The organism is Chryseobacterium sp. OV279 (assembly GCF_900128945.1).
GTDB lineage: Bacteria > Bacteroidota > Bacteroidia > Flavobacteriales > Weeksellaceae > Chryseobacterium.
Window position 1 is genome coordinate 717,316 of the sequence record NZ_FQUD01000004.1, and the last position, 19,768, is coordinate 737,083.

The 19,768-nt window shown below is 38.2% G+C and carries 33 protein-coding genes; 29 read left to right on the forward strand and 4 right to left on the reverse strand.

The features are described from left to right. Positions 1 to 71 precede the first annotated feature (71 nt). From BUA72_RS20295 to BUA72_RS20310, 4 genes are read right to left on the reverse strand one after another with little or no spacing between them, the layout of a single operon-like run. The gene (locus tag BUA72_RS20295; RefSeq protein WP_072924834.1) at positions 72 to 872 is read right to left on the reverse strand and encodes a hypothetical protein; all 801 of its coding nucleotides are present in this window, start codon (positions 870 to 872) and stop codon (positions 72 to 74) included. Between the two features lie 8 nt (positions 873 to 880). Then, the gene (locus BUA72_RS20300) at positions 881 to 1,612 is read right to left on the reverse strand and encodes an MIP/aquaporin family protein (RefSeq protein WP_072924836.1); all 732 of its coding nucleotides are present in this window, start codon (positions 1,610 to 1,612) and stop codon (positions 881 to 883) included. A gap of 24 nt (positions 1,613 to 1,636) precedes the next feature. After that, positions 1,637 to 3,133: a glycerol kinase GlpK gene (gene glpK, locus BUA72_RS20305; protein WP_047454291.1), complete on the reverse strand. Its 1,497-nt coding sequence runs from the start codon at positions 3,131 to 3,133 to the stop codon at positions 1,637 to 1,639. Between the two features lie 11 nt (positions 3,134 to 3,144). Next, positions 3,145 to 4,743 carry a glycerol-3-phosphate dehydrogenase/oxidase gene (locus BUA72_RS20310; protein ID WP_072924837.1) on the reverse strand — a complete coding sequence of 533 codons (1,599 nt, stop codon included), beginning with the start codon at positions 4,741 to 4,743 and terminating at the stop codon, positions 3,145 to 3,147. Between the two features lie 117 nt (positions 4,744 to 4,860). On the opposite strand from BUA72_RS20310, the gene BUA72_RS20315 reads away from it, so the two are divergent. From BUA72_RS20315 to rplQ, 29 genes are all read left to right on the forward strand, one after another. Then, positions 4,861 to 5,625, forward strand: a complete 765-nt coding sequence (locus tag BUA72_RS20315; RefSeq protein ID WP_072924838.1) for a DeoR/GlpR family DNA-binding transcription regulator — start codon at positions 4,861 to 4,863, stop codon at positions 5,623 to 5,625. 247 nt (positions 5,626 to 5,872) lie between these two features. Further along, entirely contained in the window at positions 5,873 to 6,499 is a 627-nt protein-coding gene (gene rplC, locus BUA72_RS20320) for a 50S ribosomal protein L3 (RefSeq protein ID WP_034725991.1), read from the forward strand. Beyond that, entirely contained in the window at positions 6,490 to 7,119 is a 630-nt protein-coding gene (gene rplD / locus BUA72_RS20325; protein WP_047454297.1) for a 50S ribosomal protein L4, read from the forward strand. Before rplC ends, rplD begins: the two co-directional genes overlap by 10 nt. Positions 7,120 to 7,122: 3 nt before the next feature. Then, positions 7,123 to 7,413 (forward strand): 50S ribosomal protein L23, encoded by a 291-nt coding sequence (gene rplW, locus BUA72_RS20330; protein ID WP_034702844.1) that lies wholly within the window; start codon positions 7,123 to 7,125, stop codon positions 7,411 to 7,413. A 22-nt stretch (positions 7,414 to 7,435) separates the two neighbouring features. Continuing rightward, the gene (rplB, locus tag BUA72_RS20335; RefSeq protein ID WP_034702846.1) at positions 7,436 to 8,257 is read left to right on the forward strand and encodes a 50S ribosomal protein L2; all 822 of its coding nucleotides are present in this window, start codon (positions 7,436 to 7,438) and stop codon (positions 8,255 to 8,257) included. A 2-nt stretch (positions 8,258 to 8,259) separates the two neighbouring features. Beyond that, positions 8,260 to 8,538, forward strand: a complete 279-nt coding sequence (gene rpsS, locus BUA72_RS20340; RefSeq protein ID WP_034702850.1) for a 30S ribosomal protein S19 — start codon at positions 8,260 to 8,262, stop codon at positions 8,536 to 8,538. Between the two features lie 2 nt (positions 8,539 to 8,540). Continuing rightward, positions 8,541 to 8,939, forward strand: coding sequence for a 50S ribosomal protein L22 (gene rplV / locus BUA72_RS20345; protein ID WP_034702853.1), 399 nt, complete (start codon positions 8,541 to 8,543; stop codon positions 8,937 to 8,939). Between the two features lie 7 nt (positions 8,940 to 8,946). Continuing rightward, positions 8,947 to 9,699: a 30S ribosomal protein S3 gene (gene rpsC / locus BUA72_RS20350; RefSeq protein ID WP_034702856.1), complete on the forward strand. Its 753-nt coding sequence runs from the start codon at positions 8,947 to 8,949 to the stop codon at positions 9,697 to 9,699. A gap of 98 nt (positions 9,700 to 9,797) precedes the next feature. Continuing rightward, positions 9,798 to 10,223 carry a 50S ribosomal protein L16 gene (rplP, locus tag BUA72_RS20355; protein ID WP_034725986.1) on the forward strand — a complete coding sequence of 142 codons (426 nt, stop codon included), beginning with the start codon at positions 9,798 to 9,800 and terminating at the stop codon, positions 10,221 to 10,223. A gap of 11 nt (positions 10,224 to 10,234) precedes the next feature. Further along, positions 10,235 to 10,423, forward strand: coding sequence for a 50S ribosomal protein L29 (gene rpmC, locus BUA72_RS20360; protein ID WP_034725985.1), 189 nt, complete (start codon positions 10,235 to 10,237; stop codon positions 10,421 to 10,423). A gap of 11 nt (positions 10,424 to 10,434) precedes the next feature. Continuing rightward, positions 10,435 to 10,692 (forward strand): 30S ribosomal protein S17, encoded by a 258-nt coding sequence (gene rpsQ / locus BUA72_RS20365; protein ID WP_053073319.1) that lies wholly within the window; start codon positions 10,435 to 10,437, stop codon positions 10,690 to 10,692. Between the two features lie 2 nt (positions 10,693 to 10,694). Further along, complete coding sequence (rplN, locus tag BUA72_RS20370) at positions 10,695 to 11,063, forward strand: 50S ribosomal protein L14 (RefSeq protein WP_007839504.1); 369 nt, start codon at positions 10,695 to 10,697, stop codon at positions 11,061 to 11,063. A 22-nt stretch (positions 11,064 to 11,085) separates the two neighbouring features. Beyond that, positions 11,086 to 11,412, forward strand: coding sequence for a 50S ribosomal protein L24 (gene rplX / locus BUA72_RS20375; protein WP_047454302.1), 327 nt, complete (start codon positions 11,086 to 11,088; stop codon positions 11,410 to 11,412). A 13-nt stretch (positions 11,413 to 11,425) separates the two neighbouring features. Beyond that, positions 11,426 to 11,977 (forward strand): 50S ribosomal protein L5, encoded by a 552-nt coding sequence (rplE, locus tag BUA72_RS20380; protein ID WP_047454303.1) that lies wholly within the window; start codon positions 11,426 to 11,428, stop codon positions 11,975 to 11,977. A 3-nt stretch (positions 11,978 to 11,980) separates the two neighbouring features. After that, positions 11,981 to 12,250: a 30S ribosomal protein S14 gene (rpsN, locus tag BUA72_RS20385; protein ID WP_034702868.1), complete on the forward strand. Its 270-nt coding sequence runs from the start codon at positions 11,981 to 11,983 to the stop codon at positions 12,248 to 12,250. 144 nt (positions 12,251 to 12,394) lie between these two features. Further along, positions 12,395 to 12,793 carry a 30S ribosomal protein S8 gene (gene rpsH / locus BUA72_RS20390; protein ID WP_034725979.1) on the forward strand — a complete coding sequence of 133 codons (399 nt, stop codon included), beginning with the start codon at positions 12,395 to 12,397 and terminating at the stop codon, positions 12,791 to 12,793. 17 nt (positions 12,794 to 12,810) lie between these two features. Then, positions 12,811 to 13,356 carry a 50S ribosomal protein L6 gene (gene rplF, locus BUA72_RS20395; protein WP_047454304.1) on the forward strand — a complete coding sequence of 182 codons (546 nt, stop codon included), beginning with the start codon at positions 12,811 to 12,813 and terminating at the stop codon, positions 13,354 to 13,356. Positions 13,357 to 13,371: 15 nt separating this feature from the next. Continuing rightward, positions 13,372 to 13,725: a 50S ribosomal protein L18 gene (gene rplR, locus BUA72_RS20400; RefSeq protein WP_047454305.1), complete on the forward strand. Its 354-nt coding sequence runs from the start codon at positions 13,372 to 13,374 to the stop codon at positions 13,723 to 13,725. Between the two features lie 19 nt (positions 13,726 to 13,744). Then, positions 13,745 to 14,266 (forward strand): 30S ribosomal protein S5, encoded by a 522-nt coding sequence (gene rpsE / locus BUA72_RS20405; protein WP_034703137.1) that lies wholly within the window; start codon positions 13,745 to 13,747, stop codon positions 14,264 to 14,266. A gap of 10 nt (positions 14,267 to 14,276) precedes the next feature. Beyond that, positions 14,277 to 14,453 carry a 50S ribosomal protein L30 gene (gene rpmD, locus BUA72_RS20410; RefSeq protein WP_007839493.1) on the forward strand — a complete coding sequence of 59 codons (177 nt, stop codon included), beginning with the start codon at positions 14,277 to 14,279 and terminating at the stop codon, positions 14,451 to 14,453. Positions 14,454 to 14,472: 19 nt separating this feature from the next. Beyond that, positions 14,473 to 14,922, forward strand: a complete 450-nt coding sequence (gene rplO, locus BUA72_RS20415; RefSeq protein ID WP_034726154.1) for a 50S ribosomal protein L15 — start codon at positions 14,473 to 14,475, stop codon at positions 14,920 to 14,922. A 9-nt stretch (positions 14,923 to 14,931) separates the two neighbouring features. Next, positions 14,932 to 16,311, forward strand: coding sequence for a preprotein translocase subunit SecY (gene secY / locus BUA72_RS20420; protein ID WP_034725974.1), 1,380 nt, complete (start codon positions 14,932 to 14,934; stop codon positions 16,309 to 16,311). Positions 16,312 to 16,314: 3 nt separating this feature from the next. After that, complete coding sequence (gene infA, locus BUA72_RS20425; RefSeq protein ID WP_027381317.1) at positions 16,315 to 16,530, forward strand: translation initiation factor IF-1; 216 nt, start codon at positions 16,315 to 16,317, stop codon at positions 16,528 to 16,530. 63 nt (positions 16,531 to 16,593) lie between these two features. Next, complete coding sequence (gene rpmJ, locus BUA72_RS20430; RefSeq protein WP_007839480.1) at positions 16,594 to 16,710, forward strand: 50S ribosomal protein L36; 117 nt, start codon at positions 16,594 to 16,596, stop codon at positions 16,708 to 16,710. A gap of 9 nt (positions 16,711 to 16,719) precedes the next feature. After that, positions 16,720 to 17,097 (forward strand): 30S ribosomal protein S13, encoded by a 378-nt coding sequence (gene rpsM / locus BUA72_RS20435; protein ID WP_034694696.1) that lies wholly within the window; start codon positions 16,720 to 16,722, stop codon positions 17,095 to 17,097. Positions 17,098 to 17,109: 12 nt separating this feature from the next. Then, positions 17,110 to 17,499 carry a 30S ribosomal protein S11 gene (rpsK, locus tag BUA72_RS20440; RefSeq protein ID WP_027387198.1) on the forward strand — a complete coding sequence of 130 codons (390 nt, stop codon included), beginning with the start codon at positions 17,110 to 17,112 and terminating at the stop codon, positions 17,497 to 17,499. A 19-nt stretch (positions 17,500 to 17,518) separates the two neighbouring features. After that, the gene (gene rpsD, locus BUA72_RS20445; RefSeq protein WP_072924840.1) at positions 17,519 to 18,127 is read left to right on the forward strand and encodes a 30S ribosomal protein S4; all 609 of its coding nucleotides are present in this window, start codon (positions 17,519 to 17,521) and stop codon (positions 18,125 to 18,127) included. Between the two features lie 33 nt (positions 18,128 to 18,160). Then, positions 18,161 to 19,156: a DNA-directed RNA polymerase subunit alpha gene (locus BUA72_RS20450; protein WP_034725969.1), complete on the forward strand. Its 996-nt coding sequence runs from the start codon at positions 18,161 to 18,163 to the stop codon at positions 19,154 to 19,156. A gap of 6 nt (positions 19,157 to 19,162) precedes the next feature. Then, on the forward strand, positions 19,163 to 19,687 hold the full coding sequence (gene rplQ / locus BUA72_RS20455) for a 50S ribosomal protein L17 (protein ID WP_034725967.1): 525 nt from the start codon (positions 19,163 to 19,165) through the stop codon (positions 19,685 to 19,687). Positions 19,688 to 19,768: the final 81 nt, after the last annotated feature.

A 19,768-nucleotide genomic window follows, 5' to 3' on the forward strand; every position in this document is an offset into this window, starting at 1 on the left:
TAAATCAGTATAAAAGTTGAAAACCACCCCGAATTGGAGTGGTCTTAGTATAAATTAATTTAAAATTCAGATTAGAAAACTGTGGCTGCCAGCTGAATTCTTGCGTATTTATTCGAAGGGTTCCACATGGCCATCATGGCGACCGGCAGACTGTAGTGTTCCGTGATTTTGACGGTCTTGCTGGCTTTTACCCCAACGTTAACGATGTCAAAACTGTTTTTGCCGTTTCCATAGAGGAAATTCCTGTCGTTCAGGGCGAATCCTGCACCGATGAAAGCATCCAGATTGACTTTCTGCCCTGCAATAACGGGATAGCTTGCCTGAACGTAAGTTGAATACTTATTCTTTTTATAGCTTCCGTCAGATTCTAAAACCACTTCTCCTGCATTGGCTCCTCCGTAAAGCATAATGTCAGCTTCAATATTCAGTGGAAATGAAGGTCCGAATGTATAATTGGTTCTAAGATCAATGATATGAGCCGTTCTTGTCCGTGAATAATGGAATATGTCTTCTGAAGCAACCGCCGTATTGATGTTTCTGGAATTAAAAAGATCCCAAAGCCCGATATAAAGCCTTCCGTCTGAATACTGGACGTAGTAATTGATCTCCTTATAATGTGTTCCGTCTTTGTCGTCCGTCAGGGAGGAGGCACCCCAGATTCCTGCTTTCCATTTCTTTTCCGCATCGAAGGCATACGACAGATTTCCCATGACCACAGGTTTATCTGTAATGATCAGACCTCTCCATAAGTGGTTATTCTGAATATTCGCCGTGAAATCGAGCCTGTTGCTTTCCTTAGGTTCAGTGTTCTCCTGAGACCATAGTTTTCCTGTGCCCAAAATAATCAGGCATGCTATTTTTAAAACTTTCATGGATGTATTTATTTTAAGATTCCATATAGAACTGCTGCGATAATACAGCCCAGAATAGGGCCTGCAACAGGAATCCAGGCATATCCCCAGTCACTGCTGCCTTTTACGGGAAGTATGGCGTGCATGATTCTGGGACCTAAATCTCTGGCGGGATTAATGGCATAACCGGTGGTTCCACCTAAAGATAAACCGATAGCCCAAACCAGTAAGGTAACAGGAAGTGCTCCCACAGAGCCAAGTCCTACTTTAGCGGTTGGATCTGCATTCAGAGCAATGCTGGGATCCGAAAAATGAAAGATGACGAATACCAGGACAAACGTGCCGATGATCTCACTGATGAGATTGGAGAACGTATTTCTGATCGCGGGACCTGTACTGAAACAGGCCAGCTTAGCTCCTCCGTCTTCGGTAATAGCGAAATGGTCTTTATTAAAAAGCCATACAAGGAAAGCGCCAAGCATTGCACCGAGAATCTGCGCAGCAATATACGTGGGAACCAGATCCCATGAGAATTTTCCTGCGACAGCCAATCCGATAGATACAGCCGGATTCAGGTGAGCACCACTTACCGGTCCTGCTACGGTAACCCCCACAAAAACGGCCAGTGCCCATGCCGTTGTAATGACGATCCATCCTGAATTATTTCCTTTGGTATCTTTTAAGACAACATTCGCTACAACGCCGTTGCCTAATAATATCATAAGCATGGTGCCTATGAGTTCTGCGGTAAATGGGTTCATGAGTAGTTTTTTTAAGTTTAGGATTTAATCTTCGATCCAGCTTTGAGAACGCTTCACAGCTTTGTTCCAGAAATGAATCATATTATCTGCTTTTTCCTTGTCCACTTTCGGATGGAAATCTTCGTCCACAATCCATTGGGATTGAATCTCGTTGATGTCTTTCCAGTATCCTACCGCCAGGCCTGCAAGATACGCTGCCCCTAGGGCTGTTGTTTCAAGGGTTTTCGGTCTTGTGATTTTGAACCCGAAAAGATCAGACTGGATCTGCATCAGAAGGTCACTTGCAGAAGCACCGCCATCTACTCTAAGTTCAAGACTTGGTCTTCCGGAATCCGCTTCCATAGATTTTACAATATCATACACCTGGAATGCAATTCCTTCCAAAGTCGCTCTTGCGATGTGACCGTTGGTGGTTCCTCGTGTTACTCCTACAATCGTTCCTCTGGCATATTGGTCCCAGTATGGTGCACCCAATCCTGTAAGTGCAGGGACAAAGTAAACGCCTCCGTTATCTTCAACGCTTGCTGCCAGATCATTCACTTCTTCAGAGGTACGGATTAATTTTAGCCCGTCTCTCAGCCACTGTATGGCTGCTCCGCCTACGAATACACTTCCTTCAAGTGCGTAATTTACTTCTCCGTTAATTTTCCATGCTACAGTTGTCAACAGGTTGTTTTTAGAAGAAACCGCTTCTTTTCCTGTATTCATTAAAAGGAAACATCCTGTTCCGTAGGTGTTTTTTACCATTCCCGGAGTGATGCACATCTGTCCGAATAAAGCAGCCTGTTGGTCTCCTGCAATTCCTGCAATCGGAATTTTTGTGGAGAATAGAGTGGTTGCGGTTTCGCCGTAAATTTCACTGCTCTGTTTTACTTCAGGAAGAACAGATCTTGGAATGTCGAATAAATCCAACAGTTCCTGATCCCATTCTAAAGTATGAATGTTCAGAAGCATCGTTCTGCTCGCATTGGAAACATCGGTGATGAACATTTTCCCGCGGGTAAGTTTCCATACCAGCCAAGTGTCAACGGTTCCGAAACATAATTTCCCTTCTGCCGCTTTTTCTCTTGCGCCTTCTACGTTATCCAGAATCCATTTAAGTTTGGTTGCAGAAAAATAAGCATCCAGAACAAGTCCGGTTTTTTCTTTGATGGTTTCGGCGTGTCCCTGTTCTTTTAATTCATCGCAATATTTGGAGGTTCTTCTGTCCTGCCAGACAATTGCGTTGTAAATAGGTTCGCCGGTTTCTTTATCCCAGACAATGGTTGTTTCACGCTGATTGGTGATTCCAATGGCGGCTACTTCCAGTCCGGAGATGCCTGCTTTGGCGATAATCTCTGCGGCAACGGATATCTGGGAAGACCAGATTTCGTTGGGATCATGCTCTACCCATCCCGGAGTAGGGAAGATCTGTTCAAAATTTTTCTGGGAGATGTATTCTATAGCTCCGCTGTGGTTGAATAAAATGGCTCTGGAGGATGTTGTCCCCTGGTCCAGAGCGAGAATCAGTTTTTCCTTCATACTGCAAATCTTTAGTTATGAGTAATAGTTTTGGGAGAGTAAGGCGTTAATAAATATCCTTGTGCTAATTCAATAAATTCTTTTTCCTGATCATTTGCCCATTCCTGAGAATAGTCTTTTTCTTTGGCAATAAGCTGTGCAATCGTGTGGGCACTATCGATGGCGGCTCTTGCATCTAAAAATAAGAGTCTGACTCTTCTGGCGAGAATGTCTTCTATGGTTTCTGCCATTTCATGTCGTATGGCCCAAACGGCTTCTGCTATAGTGAAAGCATGATCCGGATGTATTTTTTTGGAATACTGAGGATCGCTGCTCTGTAACGCTTTGATAGCTGGAATATCGGATCCGTATACATATAGATGACTGGTACGGTCTACAAGTTCTGCTTTTATATTCCCGTGAATAGACATGTTTTCTGTTTGAGAAGGTCCTCCGTTTAAATGAAGAATTTCTACCGCTTTATCTACAGTGTCCTGTGCCATTTTACGGTACGTGGTCCATTTTCCGCCGATGATGGAAACCAATCCTGTATCTGAAGTAATGACTTTGTGGCTTCGGGAAACCTCTTTTGTGTTTTTACCTCCTTCTTTTGGTGCGGCAAGCGGTCTCAATCCGGCGAACATAGATTTTACGTCTTCTCTCGTCGGTTTCTTGGCTAAATATTGTCTGGCTGTCGTGAGAACGAAATTAATTTCAGATTCCAAAGCATGCGGTTCAAAGCTTGGACTTTCCAGAAGGGTATCTGTAGTTCCTACCAATGCTCTGTCGTGCCAAGGGACAACGAACAGCACTCGGCCGTCTGATGTTTTAGGAATCATGATGGCATCATCACTTTTAAGGAAAGATTTGTCTAATACCAAGTGGATACCCTGGCTTGGAACGACAAATTTACCGTGCTTAGGATTATTCATATTCAGAATGTCATTCGTGAATACCCCTGTTGCATTGATCACAGCTTTCGCACGGAGCTCATACTGCTGGTTGGAAAACTGGTCTTCCGCTTTTACGCCGTTTATCTTTCCGGAATCATTTTTCAGAAGGCCGGTTACTTTCATATAGTTCACCGCGCTTCCTCCTTTTTCTATAAGAGTCTGGGAAAGGTTGATCGCTAATCTCGCATCGTCAAACTGTCCGTCCTGATACACTACACCGCTGGCGAGGTTGTGCTGTTCAATTGTGGGTAGTTTTTCAATGGTTTTGGCTTTGCTGATGTATTTTGTTTTTCCAAGACTGAGTTTTCCTGCAAGGAAATCATAAAGAGACAATCCTATCTTATAGTAGATACCTCCCCACCAGGTGTAGTTGGGAATAATAAATGACTGGTTTTTGACTACATGTGCTGCATTTTGGGCAAGCAGTCCTCTTTCTTTCAGGGCTTCTTTTACAAGTCCTACATCTCCCTGGGCAAGATATCTTACACCGCCGTGTACCAGTTTGGTGCTTCGGCTGGATGTTGCTTTTGCAAAATCGTGGGACTCGAGGAGCAGGGTTTTAAATCCTCTGCTGGCTGCATCCAGTGCTGAGCCCAGACCACTGGCTCCACCTCCGATGACAATAAAGTCCCATTCCTGCACACTGGTCAGTTTACTAAGTTCTTCGTTTCGTTTCATAAATGTTTCGTTTATGTTTCGTTTTCAAATGTATAAATTAAAAACGAAACTAAAAAGAAAATAAATGAAATTTTATCGGTCTCGGAAAAAAATGGTATTTTTGATGAAAGAATCAGAATGGAAAAGTTAATACCAAGGCACGATGATATATTAAAGGAACTGAATGAAAAAGGGCATGTTCTGGTACAGGATTTATGTGAGAAGCTGAATGTTTCGTCGGTTACGGTTCGAAAGGATCTGAATTATCTCGAAAGTCTGGGATTGCTTTTTCGAAACCATGGAGGGGCGAGTAAGCATGTGCGCTATGCATATGAAAGGAATGTAGATGAAAAAGAAAACATCAATGTAGAAGCGAAACAGAACATCGCGAAAGCAGCTTTGCAGCTTATCCAGGAGAATGACTGTATTATTCTGGCTTCGGGAACTACGATGCACTATCTGGCGAGGATGCTGGTGAATTTCGGTCCGCTTACGGTTCTTACTTCTTCTTTAAGGGTTGCACTGGAGCTTTGCAATAATCCTAATATTAATATCATACAATTAGGTGGGGAAGTGAGAAAGAGTTCTACTTCTATAGTAGGATCTATTTCAGAAACCATTCTCAGACAATTTTCCTGTAATAAACTCTTTCTTGGGGTAGATGGTATTGATATGGAATTCGGGATCAGTACTTCTAATGCAGCAGAAGCCCATCTGAATCAGCTTATGATAGAATGTTCCGAAAAAGTGGTTATTCTTGGTGACTCTTCGAAACTGAATAAGAAAGGTTTCGGGAAGATCGCTCCTCTGGATAAAATAGATTATCTGATCACGGATGATGGTATTTGTGATGAGGATAAAGCTGGTCTGGAAGAAATAGGGGTTTCGGTAATTGTAAAATAAATTCCTTCATCATTTCTTTTTTAAGAACAAAATAATTTCTCTGAAAATTTCGTCCGGATTTTTTCAAAATGATCTAATTGATTAAAAATCAAAATATTTTACTCAAAATATTTGTCAGTTATAAAAATATTCATAAATTTGCACACTCCATTTTAGGGGCGTAGTATGCCTATATCAAAAGTAGAAATTACTTCAGACTTCCTAAAAATGTAGAAATAGAAAGATAAATTTTATTATAACATAAACAATGTCAGGTATTATTGGTAAAAAAATCGGTATGACGTCTTTGTTTAACGAAGAAGGAAAAAACATTCCTTGTACAGTTATTCAGGCGGGTCCATGCTCGGTTTTACAGGTCAGAACCATAGAAAAGGACGGCTACAAGTCAGTTCAGTTAGGTTTCGATGACAAGAGTGAAAAGAACGTAGGTAAAGCGTTAGCTGGCCATTTCAAAAAGGCTGGTTCTGCTCCAAAAGCTAAGTTGGTAGAATTCTACAGAGAATTCGTAGACGAAGTAAAAGTAGGAGAAGAAGTAAAAGTGAACTTATTCGCTGAAGGTGAATTCGTTGACGTAACAGGAACTTCAAAAGGTAAAGGTTTCCAAGGTGTTGTTAAAAGACATGGCTTTGGAGGTGTAATGCAAGCTACTCATGGTCAGCACAACAGACTTAGAGCTCCAGGTTCTATCGGTGCTGGATCGGATCCTTCAAGAGTATTCAAAGGAATGAGAATGGCGGGTAGAATGGGAGGTAAGCAGGTAACTGTTCAAAACCTTCAAGTATTAAAAGTGGATCAAGAACAAAATCTTTTAGTAGTAAAAGGTGCTGTTCCGGGAGCTAAAAATTCTTATGTAATTATCAGAAAATGGAACTAGTAGTATTAAATACATCAGGAAAAGAGACCGGAAGAAAAGTAACTCTAGACGAATCAGTATTCGGAATTGAGCCAAATCAGCACGCGGTTTACTTAGAAGTTAAACAGTACCTTGCAGCACAGAGACAAGGGACTCATAAATCAAAGGAAAGAAGCGAAATTACTGCTTCTACTAAGAAACTTAAGAAGCAAAAAGGATCTGGTTCTGCTAGATATGGTGATATCAAATCTCCAACTTTCAGAGGTGGAGGTAGAGTATTCGGACCAAAACCAAGAGACTACAGATTCAAATTGAACAAAGCTCTTAAGAGATTAGCTAAAAAATCTGTTTTATCTCAGAAAATGAGAGACAACAGCATCAGAGTAATGGAAGATATGAGCTTAAGCGCTCCTAAAACTAAAGATTTCATCTCTATCTTAAATGCATTGGCATTAAACGATAAGAAATCTCTATTCGTTCTTCCTGAAGCTAACAAGAATGTATATTTATCTTCAAGAAACTTACCTAAAACTAAAGTAATGAACTTCAACGAAATTAGTTCATATGACTTAATGAATGCAGGTGAGATCGTATTCTTAGAAGGTGCAGTTGAAAAATTCCAGGAAAATTTAAAGAAATAAATCATGTCACTTATTATTAAACCAGTTATCTCAGAAAAGGCTAATTACCTTACAGATTTAAGAGGTTCTTATTCTTTCTTAGTAGATCCTAAGGCTAATAAGATCCAGATTAAAAAAGCTGTTGAAGCAGCTTACGGTGTAAAAGTAGCAGACGTTAATACAATGATTTATGCTCCGAAGGTTTCTTCGAAATACACTAAAAAAGGTCTTCAAGTAGGAAAGACAAACAAATTGAAAAAGGCGGTAATCAAGCTTGTTGAAGGTGAGGTTATCGATATTTTTGCTGTAAATTAATTATTAATTATAAATAATAGTAATGTCTGTTAGAAAATTAAAACCTATCACCCCAGGACAGAGATTCAGAATTGTTAACAATTTTGAGGAAATTACTACCAACAAACCAGAGAAATCTCTAACAGTTGGTATTAGTAAGTCAGGTGGACGTAACCAAACTGGTAAAATGACCATGCGTTACACCGGAGGTGGACACAAAAAGAAATACAGAATTATCGACTTCAAAAGAAACAAGCATGATGTTGAAGCAACGGTAAAAACTGTAGAATATGATCCAAACAGAACTGCATTTATCGCTTTATTAGAGTACGCAGACGGAGAGAAGAGATATATCATCGCTCCAAACGGTATCAAAGTAGATCAGAAGGTAGTTTCAGGAGAAAGCGTAGAACCGAATATCGGTAACGCAATGAAATTGAAAAACATTCCATTGGGTACTGTTATTTCTTGTGTTGAAATGAAGCCTGGACAAGGTGCTATTTTAGCAAGAAGTGCTGGTTCTTCAGCTCAATTAACTTCAAGAGATGGAAAATATGCAATCATCAAATTGCCTTCAGGAGAATCAAGAATGATTCTTACTGAGTGTTATGCAATGATTGGATCTGTTTCTAACTCTGATCATCAGTTAACTGTTTCAGGTAAGGCTGGTAGAAGCAGATGGTTAGGTAGAAGACCTAGAACTAGACCAGTTGTAATGAACCCTGTAGATCACCCAATGGGAGGTGGTGAAGGTCGTTCTTCAGGAGGTCACCCAAGATCTAGAAATGGTATGCCTGCTAAAGGTTACAAAACCAGAAAGAAAAACAAAGCGTCTAACCGTCATATCATATCTAAACGTAAATAATTATGGCAAGATCACTTAAAAAAGGACCATTCATTCATCATACTTTAGATAAGAAGGTTCAGACAAACATAGAGTCTGGTAAGAAGACAGTTATCAAAACTTGGTCTAGAGCGTCTATGATCTCTCCAGACTTCGTAGGACAAACTATTGCTGTACACAACGGGAAATCTTTTATCCCTGTTTATGTTACAGAAAACATGGTTGGTCACAAGTTAGGCGAATTTTCTCCAACAAGATCTTTCAGAGGTCATGGTGGTAATAAAAACAAAGGAAGTAGATAATCATGGGATCAAGAAAAAGAGAAAGTGCATTAGCACGTAAGTTAACAAATCAAGATGTAGTAAAAGCATTACATAACGATTGCCCTTCTTCTCCAAGAAAGATGAGATTAGTAGCTGATATCATCAGAGGCGTAGAAGTAGACAAAGCTTTATACATCCTAAAATATTCAAAGAAAGACGCTTCTAATAAATTAGAAAAAGTCTTACTTTCAGCAATGGCCAACTGGCAAGCTAAAAACGAAGGTGCTGATATCGAAGAAGCTAATCTTATCGTTAAAGAAATTTTTGTAGACAGTGCAAGACAATTGAAGAGACTAAGACCAGCTCCACAAGGTAGAGGGTATAGAATCAGAAAAAGATCAAACCACATTACATTAATCTTAGGTAATAAAGAAAATTAATCAAGGTATGGGACAGAAGACAAATCCAATTGGTAACAGATTAGGTATCATCAGAGGATGGGATTCAAACTGGTTTGGTGGTAAAGATTATGGAGACAGAATCGCTGAAGACTACAAAATCAGAAGATACCTTGAAGCTAGATTATCTAAAGGTGGTATTTCAAAAATTTATATTGAAAGAACTTTAAAATTAGTTACAGTAACTATTACTACTGCTAGACCGGGACTTATCATCGGTAAAGGAGGTCAGGAAGTTGATAAATTGAAAGAAGAATTGAAGAAACTTACAGGTAAGGATATTCAAATCAACATTTTCGAAATCAAAAGACCTGAACTTGACGCAGTACTAGTAGCAGACAGCATCTCTAAGCAGATTGAAAACAGAATTTCTTACAGAAGAGCTGTTAAAATGGCGATGGCAAGTACAATGAGAATGGGTGCTGAAGGTATCAAAGTTCAAATCTCTGGTAGATTGAACGGTGCTGAAATGGCAAGAAGCGAATCTTTCAAAGACGGAAGAATTCCTTTGTCTACTTTCAGAGCTGATATCGATTATCACTGGGCTGAAGCTCACACTACTTACGGTAGACTAGGAGTGAAAGTTTGGATCATGAAAGGAGAGGTTTACGGTAAAAGAGACCTTTCTCCACTAGTGGGACAACAGAAGAAAGGAGGTCCTTCAGGAGGCGGAAACAGAGGTGGAGACCGAGATAACAGAAGACCTAGAAAGAATAATAACAATAATAACAATAATAATTAAAAATTTTAGGTTAGAAATTTTGAATTTTAAATTACCGTTACTTTTTTAAAATATAAAAAATCTAAAATCTAAAATCTAAAATCTAAAATTTAGAAATTATGTTACAACCAAAAAGAACCAAATTCCGTAGAGTTCACAAGATGAAGATGAAGGGGATTGCTCAAAGAGGTAATCAACTGGCTTACGGAACATTTGGAATCAAAGCTATAGAAGGTGCTTGGATCACTGCAAGACAAATCGAAGCTGCTCGTATCGCTGCGACTAGATATATGAAGAGAGAGGGTCAGCTATGGATCAAAATCTTCCCGGATAAGCCTATTACTAAGAAACCAGCCGAAGTAAGGATGGGTAAAGGTAAAGGTGCTGTGGAATATTGGGTAGCTGTAGTAAAACCAGGTAAAATCATGTTCGAGATCGGAGGAGTATCTTACGACATCGCTAAGGAAGCTTTAAGACTTGCTGCACAGAAATTACCGGTAATTACTAAATTCGTAGTTGCTAACGATTTTGTTAAACCTCTATAATCTTTGATACAATGAAACAAGCTGATATTAAAAATTTAAGCGCGGGTGATATTCAAGCAAAACTTGCTGAATTGAAAACTCAATATTCAAAACTGAAATTGGCTCACAAGATCAGTCCAATTGAAAACCCGATTCAAATCAGAGATTTGAGAAGATCGATCGCTAGACTAAACACTGAGTTAACCACTAAACAACAATAAGATTTTCATACATTATGGAAAGAAACTTAAGAAAAGAAAGAATCGGAATAGTTTCCAGCAATAAAATGGAAAAGACCATTGTTGTAAGTGAGACTACTAGAGTGAAACACCCGATGTACGGTAAATTCGTTTTGAAAACGAAAAAATATACTGCACATGACGAGAACAACGAATGCACAGAAGGTGATACAGTTCTTATCCAAGAAACTAGACCTTTGAGCAAGAGCAAGAGATGGAGATTAGTAAGAATCATTGAAAAAGCTAAGTAATAATGTTACAAACAGAATCAAGATTAAAAGTTGCTGATAACACAGGTGCAAAAGAAGTACTAGTTATCAGAGTTCTGGGAGGAACCAGAAGAAGATATGCTTCAGTTGGTGATAAAATCGTTGTTACTATCAAGGATTCTACGCCATCAGGAAATGCTAAAAAAGGTCAGGTATCTAAAGCTGTAGTCGTAAGAACTAAAAAAGCAGTTAGAAGAAAAGATGGTTCATACATCAAATTCGAAGACAATGCTTGTGTATTACTAAACGCAGCGGGAGAAATGAGAGGAACGCGTGTTTTCGGACCAGTTGCTCGTGAGTTGAGAGACAAAGAATATATGAAAATCATTTCATTAGCTCCTGAAGTACTTTAATTTTTAAAATTTTTAAAAGAAAATGTCAAAGTTAAAAATAAAAAGAGGAGATAACGTCATCATTACTACTGGTAAGAAAGATATCAAAGGTAAGACAGGTGAAGTTATTGAAGTGATCAAAAAAGAAGGAAAAGATCCTAGAGTTATCGTTGCAGGTCTTAACATCGTTAAGAAACACGTTAAGCCTTCAGCTTCTAACCCTCAAGGTGGAATCACTGAAAAAGAAGCTTCTATTCATATCTCAAACATCGCTCTAGTTGGTAAAGACGGAAAAGCGGTAAGAGTTGGTTATAAAATCGACGGAGATAAGAAAGTGAGAATCGATAAAAAAACGGGTGAAACTTTATAATTTGAATTAACACATGGAATTTATAGCAAGACCCAAAAATATATACAGAGAGAAAATTGTTCCTGCAATGATGGAAGAATTTGGGTACAAATCTGTAATGCAGGTACCTAAATTGGAAAAAATCATCCTATCTCAAGGATTAGGTGATGCCACTGCAGACAAAAAAATCATTGATTACGCTGTAGAAGAATTAACAATGATTACTGGCCAGAAAGCAGTTGGTACTATCTCTAAGAAAGACGAAGCGGCTTTCAAATTGAGAAAAGGTATGCCTGTAGGTGCTAAAGTAACATTGAGAGCTCATAAAATGTATGAATTCTTAGACAGACTTACTGCTTCTGCTTTACCACGTATCAGAGATTTCTCTGGTATCAAAGCAGACGGGTTCGATGGTAGAGGTAACTACAACTTAGGTATTACTGAGCAGATTATCTTTCCTGAGATCGTAATTGACAAAGTGAAAAAAATCCAAGGGATGGACATCACTTTCGTAACAAGTGCGAAAACAGATAAAGAAGCGAAAGCATTATTAACTCACTTCGGTTTACCATTTAAAAAGAACTAAGAAATGGCTAAAGAATCAATGAAAGCGCGTGAGCGCAAAAGAGAAGCACTAGTTGCTAAATACGCTGACAAAAGAAAAGCTTTAAAAGAAGCTGGTGACTATGAAGGTCTTCAGAAATTACCTAAAAATGCTTCTCCTGTAAGATTACACAACAGATGTAAACTAACAGGTAGACCAAGAGGGTACATGAGAACTTTCGGTCTTTCTAGAGTAACGTTCCGTGAAATGGCCAACAACGGTCTTATCCCGGGAGTGAAAAAAGCTAGTTGGTAATAATTACTAATTAATCGGGACAATTAAGTTGTCTGGATACTAAAGAATAAAAATATCAGACCCAAGTTTTTCTGAAGTCTGATATTTTAATCTTCAAGTCCCTTCAATACTGATTGTCTTTAACCAATAATTTAAAATAGAAAAATGGTAACAGATCCAATTTCAGATTTCCTAACAAGAGTAAGGAACGCACAAAGCGCAGGCCACAAAGTGGTGGAAATTCCTGCATCGAAAATCAAAAAGGAGATTACTAAGATCTTATTTGATCAGGGTTATATCTTAAACTTTAAGTTTGAAGAAAGCGCTGTTCAAGGTACGATCAAAATCGCTTTAAAGTATGACAAGCAAACTAACAAGCCGGCTATTAAATCTATCCAGAGAGCTTCTAGACCAGGTTTAAGACAGTACAAAGGTTCTACAGAACTTCCAAGAGTACTGAACGGTTTGGGAATAGCTGTTATCTCTACTTCTAAAGGAGTAATGACTGACAAGAAGGCTAGAGAAGAAAAAGTAGGCGGTGAAGTAATCTGCTATGTTTATTAATTTTTAATCAGAGGAAAATGTCAAGAATTGGTAAAGCAATTATAACAATTCCAGCTGGAATTACTGTCACTGAAAATAACAGTGTTGTAACAGTAAAAGGTCCTAAAGGAGAACTTTCTCAGGAGCTTACAGCAGGAATTACTTTAGAACAAAAAGATGGCGAGCTTAATGTAAACAGACCATCTGATTCTAAGCAACACAAAGCGCTTCACGGTTTATACAGAGCGTTGATCGCCAACATGATTGTTGGTGTTGAAAAAGGTTTCGAAAAGAAACTAGAACTAGTAGGAGTAGGATACAGAGCTTCACACACAGGTCAAAAACTTGAGTTAGCTTTAGGATTCTCTCACGGTATCGTATTAGAACTTCCAAACGAAGTAAAAGTAGATACATTGACTGAAAAAGGTAAAAACCCAATTATTACTTTAGCGTCTCATGACAACCAACTTCTAGGAATGGTAGCTGCAAAGATTCGTTCTTTCAGAAAACCTGAACCTTACAAAGGAAAAGGTGTAAGATTCCTTGGAGAAATTGTTAGACGTAAAGCTGGTAAATCTGCTTAATAAATTATAAGTATTATGGCATTAAGTAAATTAGAAAAAAGAATAAGAATCAAAAGAAGAGTAAGAGGAAAAATCTCTGGATCTTCTGAATTGCCAAGATTATCTGTATATAAAAGTAATAAGGAAATTTACGCTCAGTTAATCGATGATAAAAATGGTACAACATTAGCTTCCGCTTCTTCTAGAGAGAAGGGTGTAGATGCTAACGGTACTAAGACTGAAGTTTCTGCTGCTGTTGGTAAAGCTATCGCTGCTAAAGCTATCGCTGCAGGAATTGAAAGTATTGTATTTGACAGAAACGGTTTCGTTTACCATGGAAGAGTGAAAGCTCTTGCTGATGGAGCGAGAGAAGGAGGACTTAAATTCTAATCATAAAAATTTCGGAAATATGTTAGGACTAGATAATATAGAAAGAGTAAAACCGGGAGGATTAGAATTAAAAGATCGTCTCGTAGCTGTTAACAGAGTAACAAAAGTAACCAAAGGAGGTAGAGCTTTCGGATTTTCTGCTATTGTTGTAGTAGGGAACGAAGACGGAGTAATCGGTCACGGTCTTGGAAAATCTAAAGAAGTAGCTTCTGCAATTGCTAAAGCTGTTGAAGATGCTAAGAAAAACCTAGTGAAAGTTCCTGTAATGAACCACACTATTCCTCACCAGACTACTGCTAGATATGGAGGTGCAGATATCTTCTTAAGACCTGCTTCTCACGGTACAGGACTTATCGCCGGTGGTGCGGTAAGAGCGGTACTTGAGTCTGCTGGTATTCACGATATCCTTTCAAAATCTAAAGGATCTTCTAACCCTCACAACGTAGTGAAAGCTACTTTCAAGGCGTTATTAGATATCAGAAGACCTGAAGAGATCGCTAGAATGAGAGGAGTTTCTCTAAGTAAAGTGTTTAACGGTTAATATTAGAACAATGGCAACAATCAAAGTAAAGCAAGTAAGAAGCGCTATTGGAAGAACAAAAACCCAAAAGAGAACGCTTGAAGCATTAGGATTTAAGAAACTTCACCAAGTTGTAGAACACGAAGCTACGCCTTCTATTTTAGGAATGATAGCTGCAGTTAGTCATTTACTTGAAGTTCAAAAATAATTTTAAAACAAAAATTAAAATGAATTTAAACAACATAAGACCTGCTGCAGGTGCTACTCACAACTCTAAAAGAATTGGTAGAGGGCAGGGTACAGGAAAAGGAGGTACTGCTACGAAAGGACATAAAGGTCAGAAAGCTAGAGCTGGTTATTCTCAGAAAATCGGTTTCGAAGGTGGACAGATGCCTTTACAAAGGAGATTACCTAAATTCGGATTCAAAAACGTAAACAGAAAAGAGTTTAGAGGAGTAAACCTAGACACTATTCAAACTTTAATCGAGAACAAATCCATCACTGGAGAGATCACGAAAGAAGTTTTAGTAGAGAACGGGATCGTTTCTAAAAACGAATTAGTGAAAATTATGGGTAGAGGAGAATTGAAATCTGCGGTTTCAATCTCTGCTGACAAGTTCACTAAATCTGCTGAAGAGCTTATTGCTAAAGCAGGTGGAAAAGCAATTACCTTATAATACTTACTAATGAAAGAATTTATACAAACCCTTAAGAATATTTGGAGCCTAAAGGAATTAAGAGATAAAATTCTCTTTACGTTAGGTATTATCCTTGTGTATAGATTCGCATCTTATATCTCACTTCCTGCAATTAACCTTGCAGAGGTGGGAGATCTCTTAGAGCATTATAAAAATCAAGGCGGTAACAAGCAAGGAGCAGGTCTCCTTGGCTTGCTTTCGTCGTTTACGGGGGGAGCTTTCAGCCACGCTTCCGTAATGGCGTTGGGAATCATGCCTTATATTTCTGCTTCTATTATTGTTCAGTTGATGGGAATGGCTATTCCTTATCTTCAGAAACTTCAGAAGGATGGAGAGTCAGGTAGAAATACATTGAATCAAATTACTAGATGGTTAACGATTGGTGTTTGTCTTGTACAGGCTCCTTCTTATTTAACTTCTATTACTCAATTATTCTTACCATATGCTCAGTTCTCTTCTGCATACTATGTAGAGCCAAATTCTATCATGTTCTGGTTACCAAGTATTGTTATCTTGGTTGCTGGTTCAGTATTCGCAATGTGGTTAGGTGAGAAAATCACCGACAAAGGTATCGGAAACGGTATTTCCATCCTTATTATGGTGGGAATCCTTTCAAGATTACCTGAAGCATTCGTTCAGGAAATGGCCGTGCAGAACGGAAAAGGAGGAATGGGATCTATTATGATCCTTATTGAAGTAATATTCTGGATGCTGGTAGTTCTTTTAGCAGTGGTATTATCTGTCGCTGTTAGGAAAATTCCAATTCAGTATGTAAGCAGAGCTCAAGCAAGAGGAGGTGTAAACAGAAATCTTATGCAGGGAGCAAGACAGTGGATCCCATTGAAAGTGAATGCTGCTGGTGTAATGCCGATTATCTTTGCTCAGGCATTGATGTTCGTACCAGGATTATTGACGAAATTCGATGAGTCCAATACTTTTCTTGCAGGTTTCAAGAATGTTTTTAGCTGGCAGTACAACGTATTGTTCGCGCTATTAATTATTATATTCTCATTTTTCTATACTGCAATTACAATTCCGGTGAACCAAATGGCTGATGATTTGAAGAGAAATGGAGGTTTAGTACCGAAAGTAAGACCCGGTAAAGAGACAGCTGACTATTTAGATGATATTTTATCAAAAATTACCTTGCCAGGTGCAATATTTTTGTCTATCTTTGCAGTCCTTCCAGCAATAGTGCATGGAAGCTTTGTTCAGACAGATGCGTTCGCCCTATTTTTCGGGGGAACATCACTATTGATTATGGTTGGAGTTATTTTAGATACCGTTCAACAGATTAATACATATCTGCTGAACCATCATTATGATGGCTTAATGCAGTCTAAATTGTCAAGAACGACTGGATATTAATTTATGGCAAAACAAAAACATATTGAACAAGACGGCGTTATCACGGAAGCACTTTCGAACGCCCAGTTCCGTGTAGAGCTGGAGAATGGGCATATACTTATCGCTCATATTTCCGGTAAAATGAGAATGCATTATATTAAACTTTTACCTGGAGACAAGGTAAAACTAGAAATGTCTCCCTACGATTTATCTAAAGGGAGGATCACATTTAGATATTAAAAACAGCTGCCAAATGGAATGTATGTTCCATTTGGCTCTTGTTGAAAAATAAATACTATCAAAATGAAAGTTAGAGCATCAATTAAAAAAAGAAGCGCTGATTGCAAGATTGTACGCAGAAAAGGTGTACTATTCGTAATCAACAAGAAGAACCCAAAATTTAAACAAAGACAAGGCTAACATTAAATTATGGCGAGAATTGCAGGTATTGATTTACCAAAAAACAAAAGAGGTGTTATCGGTTTAACTTACATCTACGGAGTTGGAAGAAGTACTTCTTCTGAAATCCTTAAGGCTGCCGGTATCAGCGAAGACAAGAAAGTCAACGAATGGAATGACGATGAATTGGCTGCAATCAGAACTTATATCTTAGAAAACGTAAAAGTAGAAGGAGAATTAAGATCTGAAGTGCAATTGAACATCAAGAGATTGATGGACATAGGATGCCAACGAGGAATACGTCACAGACTAGGACTACCTTTAAGAGGCCAGAGAACGAAAAACAACTCTAGAACCCGTAAAGGAAAGAGAAAAACAGTTGCTAACAAGAAAAAAGCAAGTAAATAATCGTTAGGAATTATGGCAAAACAAACTAAAGTAGTTAAAAAAAGAAAAGTAAAAGTTGAAGCTATTGGAGAAGCGCATATTCAGGCTTCTTTCAATAACATCATCATTTCTTTAACAAATAAAAGCGGAGAAGTTATCTCTTGGGCGTCTGCCGGTAAAATGGGTTTCAGAGGTTCTAAAAAGAATACTCCATTTGCTGCTCAAATGGCAGCTGAAAATTGCTCTAATGTTGCTCACGAAGCTGGATTAAGAAGAGTAAAGGTGTATGTGAAAGGTCCTGGTGCAGGTAGAGAATCTGCGATCAGAACGATCCACAATTCAGGTATTGAAGTTAGCGAAATCATTGATGTGACTCCTATGCCGCACAATGGATGTAGACCACCTAAAAGAAGAAGAGTTTAATTTTTAGAATTTACCCATTATGGCAAGATATATTGGACCTAAAACTAAGATTGCTAGAAAGTTTGGTGCTGCAATCTACGGAGATGACAAAAACTTCGAAAGAAGAAAAAACCAACCGCCAGGACAACATGGTCCTAACAAAAGAAGAGGTGCTAAGAAATCAGAATATGCAGTTCAGCTAGCTGAAAAGCAAAAAGCTAAATATACTTACGGTATTTTAGAAAAGCAGTTTGCTAACTTATTTGAAAAAGCACACAGAAGTAAAGGTGTAACAGGTGAAGTTCTATTACAGCTTTGTGAATCAAGATTGGATAACGTAGTATTCAGATTAGGTTTTGCTAAAACAAGATCTGCTGCTAGACAGTTAACTTCTCACAGACACATTACTGTGAATGGTGAGATCCTTAACATTCCTTCTTATTTAGTAAAAGCAGGTGATGTGATCGCTGTAAGAGAGAAATCTAAATCTCTTGAGGTTGTTACTGATTCATTAGCTTCTAAAGCTAATTATGAGTGGTTACAATTCAACGATGATAAGAAAGAAGGTACTTTCGTTTCTGCTCCTGAAAGAATCCAAATTCCGGAGGACATCAAGGAACAGCTTATCGTCGAACTTTACTCTAAATAATTTTTTAATCAAATTTTTGCTCAACCCAATAATATGGCAATTTTACAATTCATAAAACCCGATAAAGTAATTTTACTTAACTCTGATGAATTTAAAGGTCAATTCGAATTCAGACCATTAGAACCAGGTTTCGGGCTTACAATCGGTAATGCTTTGAGAAGAGTGTTGCTTTCTTCTCTGGAAGGATATGCTATTTCATCTATCAAAATAGAAGGTGTAGAGCACGAATTTTCAACTATTCCAGGAGTAATCGAAGATGTTACCGAAATTATTCTTAACCTTAAGCAGGTAAGATTAAAAGCTTCAGCAGAAGGCCAGGCCAACGAGCAGGTAATTGCTAAAGTATCAGGTCAGACGGTTATTACTGCTGGTGATTTAGGTAAGTCTATCAACGGATTTGAGGTGCTGAACCCGGATCTTTTGATCTGCAACCTAAACAGTGATGTAACTTTCGAAATCACTTTCAATATTGAAAAAGGTAGAGGGTATGTTCCTTCAGAACAAAATAAGTCAAACAATGCTCCTGTAGGAACTATTGCTATTGACTCTATTTTCACGCCAATTAAGAAAGTACAATACAGCATTGAAAATTATCGTGTAGAGCAAAAAACAGACTACGAAAAACTTGTATTAGATATAGAAACTGATGGTTCCATCAGTCCTCAAAATGCTTTGACAGAAGCTTCTAAGATATTAATTTATCACTTCATGTTGTTCTCTGATGAGAGAATCACACTTGAAACAGAAGCTGTAAAAGCATCTATCCAATATGATGAAGAAACACTTCACACAAGACAATTACTTAAGTCTAAATTAGCAGATATGGATCTTTCTGTAAGAGCCCTTAACTGTCTGAAAGCAGCTGAAGTAGAAACTCTTGGAGAGCTAGTTTCTTACAGTAAGTCTGATTTGATGAAATTCAGAAATTTTGGTAAAAAATCTTTGACAGAACTAGAAGAATTAGTGCATTCAAAAGGTCTTAACTTCGGTTTCGACGTTGCAAAATATAAGTTAGACGCTGATAAATAATTAATAATGAGACACGGTAAAAAATTCAATCACTTAGGAAGAACAGCTTCTCATAGAAGTGCTTTACTTTCTAATATGGCTTGTTCTCTAATTGAGCATAAAAGAATCAACACTACTGTAGCTAAAGCTAAAGCTTTAAGAGTATATGTTGAACCTCTATTAACAAAGGCAAAAGAAGATACTACACACAATAGAAGAATTGTTTTTTCATATCTTCAAAGTAAAGAAGCAGTTACTGAACTTTTCAGATCAGTAGCTCCTAAAATCGCAGAAAGAAACGGTGGATATACAAGAATCATCAAGACTGGATTCAGACAAGGTGATGCTGCTGACATGGCTCTTATCGAGCTAGTTGATTTCAACGAACTTTACAATCCTAATGCTGAAGAGAAAAAGACTACAAGAAGAAGTAGAAGAGCTACAACAGCTAAAAAAGAAGCTGTAGTTGCTGATGCTCCTAAAGTAGAAGAAAAAGTTGAAGAGCCTAAGGCTGAAGCAACAGACTCTACAGAAGAGAAAACTGAAGAATAATATTTCATTCAGATATAAATGAAAAGCCATCCGGATTCCGGATGGCTTTTTTATTGTGGTACCCTGATCATAAAACCTGGT

Bases quoted from the DNA above. Each gene is read 5' to 3' on its own strand.
- BUA72_RS20295 (WP_072924834.1), bottom strand. From the start codon at position 872: ATGAAAGTTTTAAAAATAGCATGCCTGATTATTTTGGGCACAGGAAAA.
- BUA72_RS20300 (WP_072924836.1), bottom strand. From the start codon at position 1,612: ATGAACCCATTTACCGCAGAACTCATAGGCACCATGCTTATGATATTA.
- glpK (WP_047454291.1), bottom strand. From the start codon at position 3,133: ATGAAGGAAAAACTGATTCTCGCTCTGGACCAGGGGACAACATCCTCC.
- BUA72_RS20310 (WP_072924837.1), bottom strand. From the start codon at position 4,743: ATGAAACGAAACGAAGAACTTAGTAAACTGACCAGTGTGCAGGAATGG.
- BUA72_RS20315 (WP_072924838.1), top strand. From the start codon at position 4,861: ATGGAAAAGTTAATACCAAGGCACGATGATATATTAAAGGAACTGAAT.
- rplC (WP_034725991.1), top strand. From the start codon at position 5,873: ATGTCAGGTATTATTGGTAAAAAAATCGGTATGACGTCTTTGTTTAAC.
- rplD (WP_047454297.1), top strand. From the start codon at position 6,490: ATGGAACTAGTAGTATTAAATACATCAGGAAAAGAGACCGGAAGAAAA.
- rplW (WP_034702844.1), top strand. From the start codon at position 7,123: ATGTCACTTATTATTAAACCAGTTATCTCAGAAAAGGCTAATTACCTT.
- rplB (WP_034702846.1), top strand. From the start codon at position 7,436: ATGTCTGTTAGAAAATTAAAACCTATCACCCCAGGACAGAGATTCAGA.
- rpsS (WP_034702850.1), top strand. From the start codon at position 8,260: ATGGCAAGATCACTTAAAAAAGGACCATTCATTCATCATACTTTAGAT.
- rplV (WP_034702853.1), top strand. From the start codon at position 8,541: ATGGGATCAAGAAAAAGAGAAAGTGCATTAGCACGTAAGTTAACAAAT.
- rpsC (WP_034702856.1), top strand. From the start codon at position 8,947: ATGGGACAGAAGACAAATCCAATTGGTAACAGATTAGGTATCATCAGA.
- rplP (WP_034725986.1), top strand. From the start codon at position 9,798: ATGTTACAACCAAAAAGAACCAAATTCCGTAGAGTTCACAAGATGAAG.
- rpmC (WP_034725985.1), top strand. From the start codon at position 10,235: ATGAAACAAGCTGATATTAAAAATTTAAGCGCGGGTGATATTCAAGCA.
- rplN (WP_007839504.1), top strand. From the start codon at position 10,695: ATGTTACAAACAGAATCAAGATTAAAAGTTGCTGATAACACAGGTGCA.
- rplX (WP_047454302.1), top strand. From the start codon at position 11,086: ATGTCAAAGTTAAAAATAAAAAGAGGAGATAACGTCATCATTACTACT.
- rplE (WP_047454303.1), top strand. From the start codon at position 11,426: ATGGAATTTATAGCAAGACCCAAAAATATATACAGAGAGAAAATTGTT.
- rpsN (WP_034702868.1), top strand. From the start codon at position 11,981: ATGGCTAAAGAATCAATGAAAGCGCGTGAGCGCAAAAGAGAAGCACTA.
- rpsH (WP_034725979.1), top strand. From the start codon at position 12,395: ATGGTAACAGATCCAATTTCAGATTTCCTAACAAGAGTAAGGAACGCA.
- rplF (WP_047454304.1), top strand. From the start codon at position 12,811: ATGTCAAGAATTGGTAAAGCAATTATAACAATTCCAGCTGGAATTACT.
- rplR (WP_047454305.1), top strand. From the start codon at position 13,372: ATGGCATTAAGTAAATTAGAAAAAAGAATAAGAATCAAAAGAAGAGTA.
- rpsE (WP_034703137.1), top strand. From the start codon at position 13,745: ATGTTAGGACTAGATAATATAGAAAGAGTAAAACCGGGAGGATTAGAA.
- rpmD (WP_007839493.1), top strand. From the start codon at position 14,277: ATGGCAACAATCAAAGTAAAGCAAGTAAGAAGCGCTATTGGAAGAACA.
- rplO (WP_034726154.1), top strand. From the start codon at position 14,473: ATGAATTTAAACAACATAAGACCTGCTGCAGGTGCTACTCACAACTCT.
- secY (WP_034725974.1), top strand. From the start codon at position 14,932: ATGAAAGAATTTATACAAACCCTTAAGAATATTTGGAGCCTAAAGGAA.
- infA (WP_027381317.1), top strand. From the start codon at position 16,315: ATGGCAAAACAAAAACATATTGAACAAGACGGCGTTATCACGGAAGCA.
- rpmJ (WP_007839480.1), top strand. From the start codon at position 16,594: ATGAAAGTTAGAGCATCAATTAAAAAAAGAAGCGCTGATTGCAAGATT.
- rpsM (WP_034694696.1), top strand. From the start codon at position 16,720: ATGGCGAGAATTGCAGGTATTGATTTACCAAAAAACAAAAGAGGTGTT.
- rpsK (WP_027387198.1), top strand. From the start codon at position 17,110: ATGGCAAAACAAACTAAAGTAGTTAAAAAAAGAAAAGTAAAAGTTGAA.
- rpsD (WP_072924840.1), top strand. From the start codon at position 17,519: ATGGCAAGATATATTGGACCTAAAACTAAGATTGCTAGAAAGTTTGGT.
- BUA72_RS20450 (WP_034725969.1), top strand. From the start codon at position 18,161: ATGGCAATTTTACAATTCATAAAACCCGATAAAGTAATTTTACTTAAC.
- rplQ (WP_034725967.1), top strand. From the start codon at position 19,163: ATGAGACACGGTAAAAAATTCAATCACTTAGGAAGAACAGCTTCTCAT.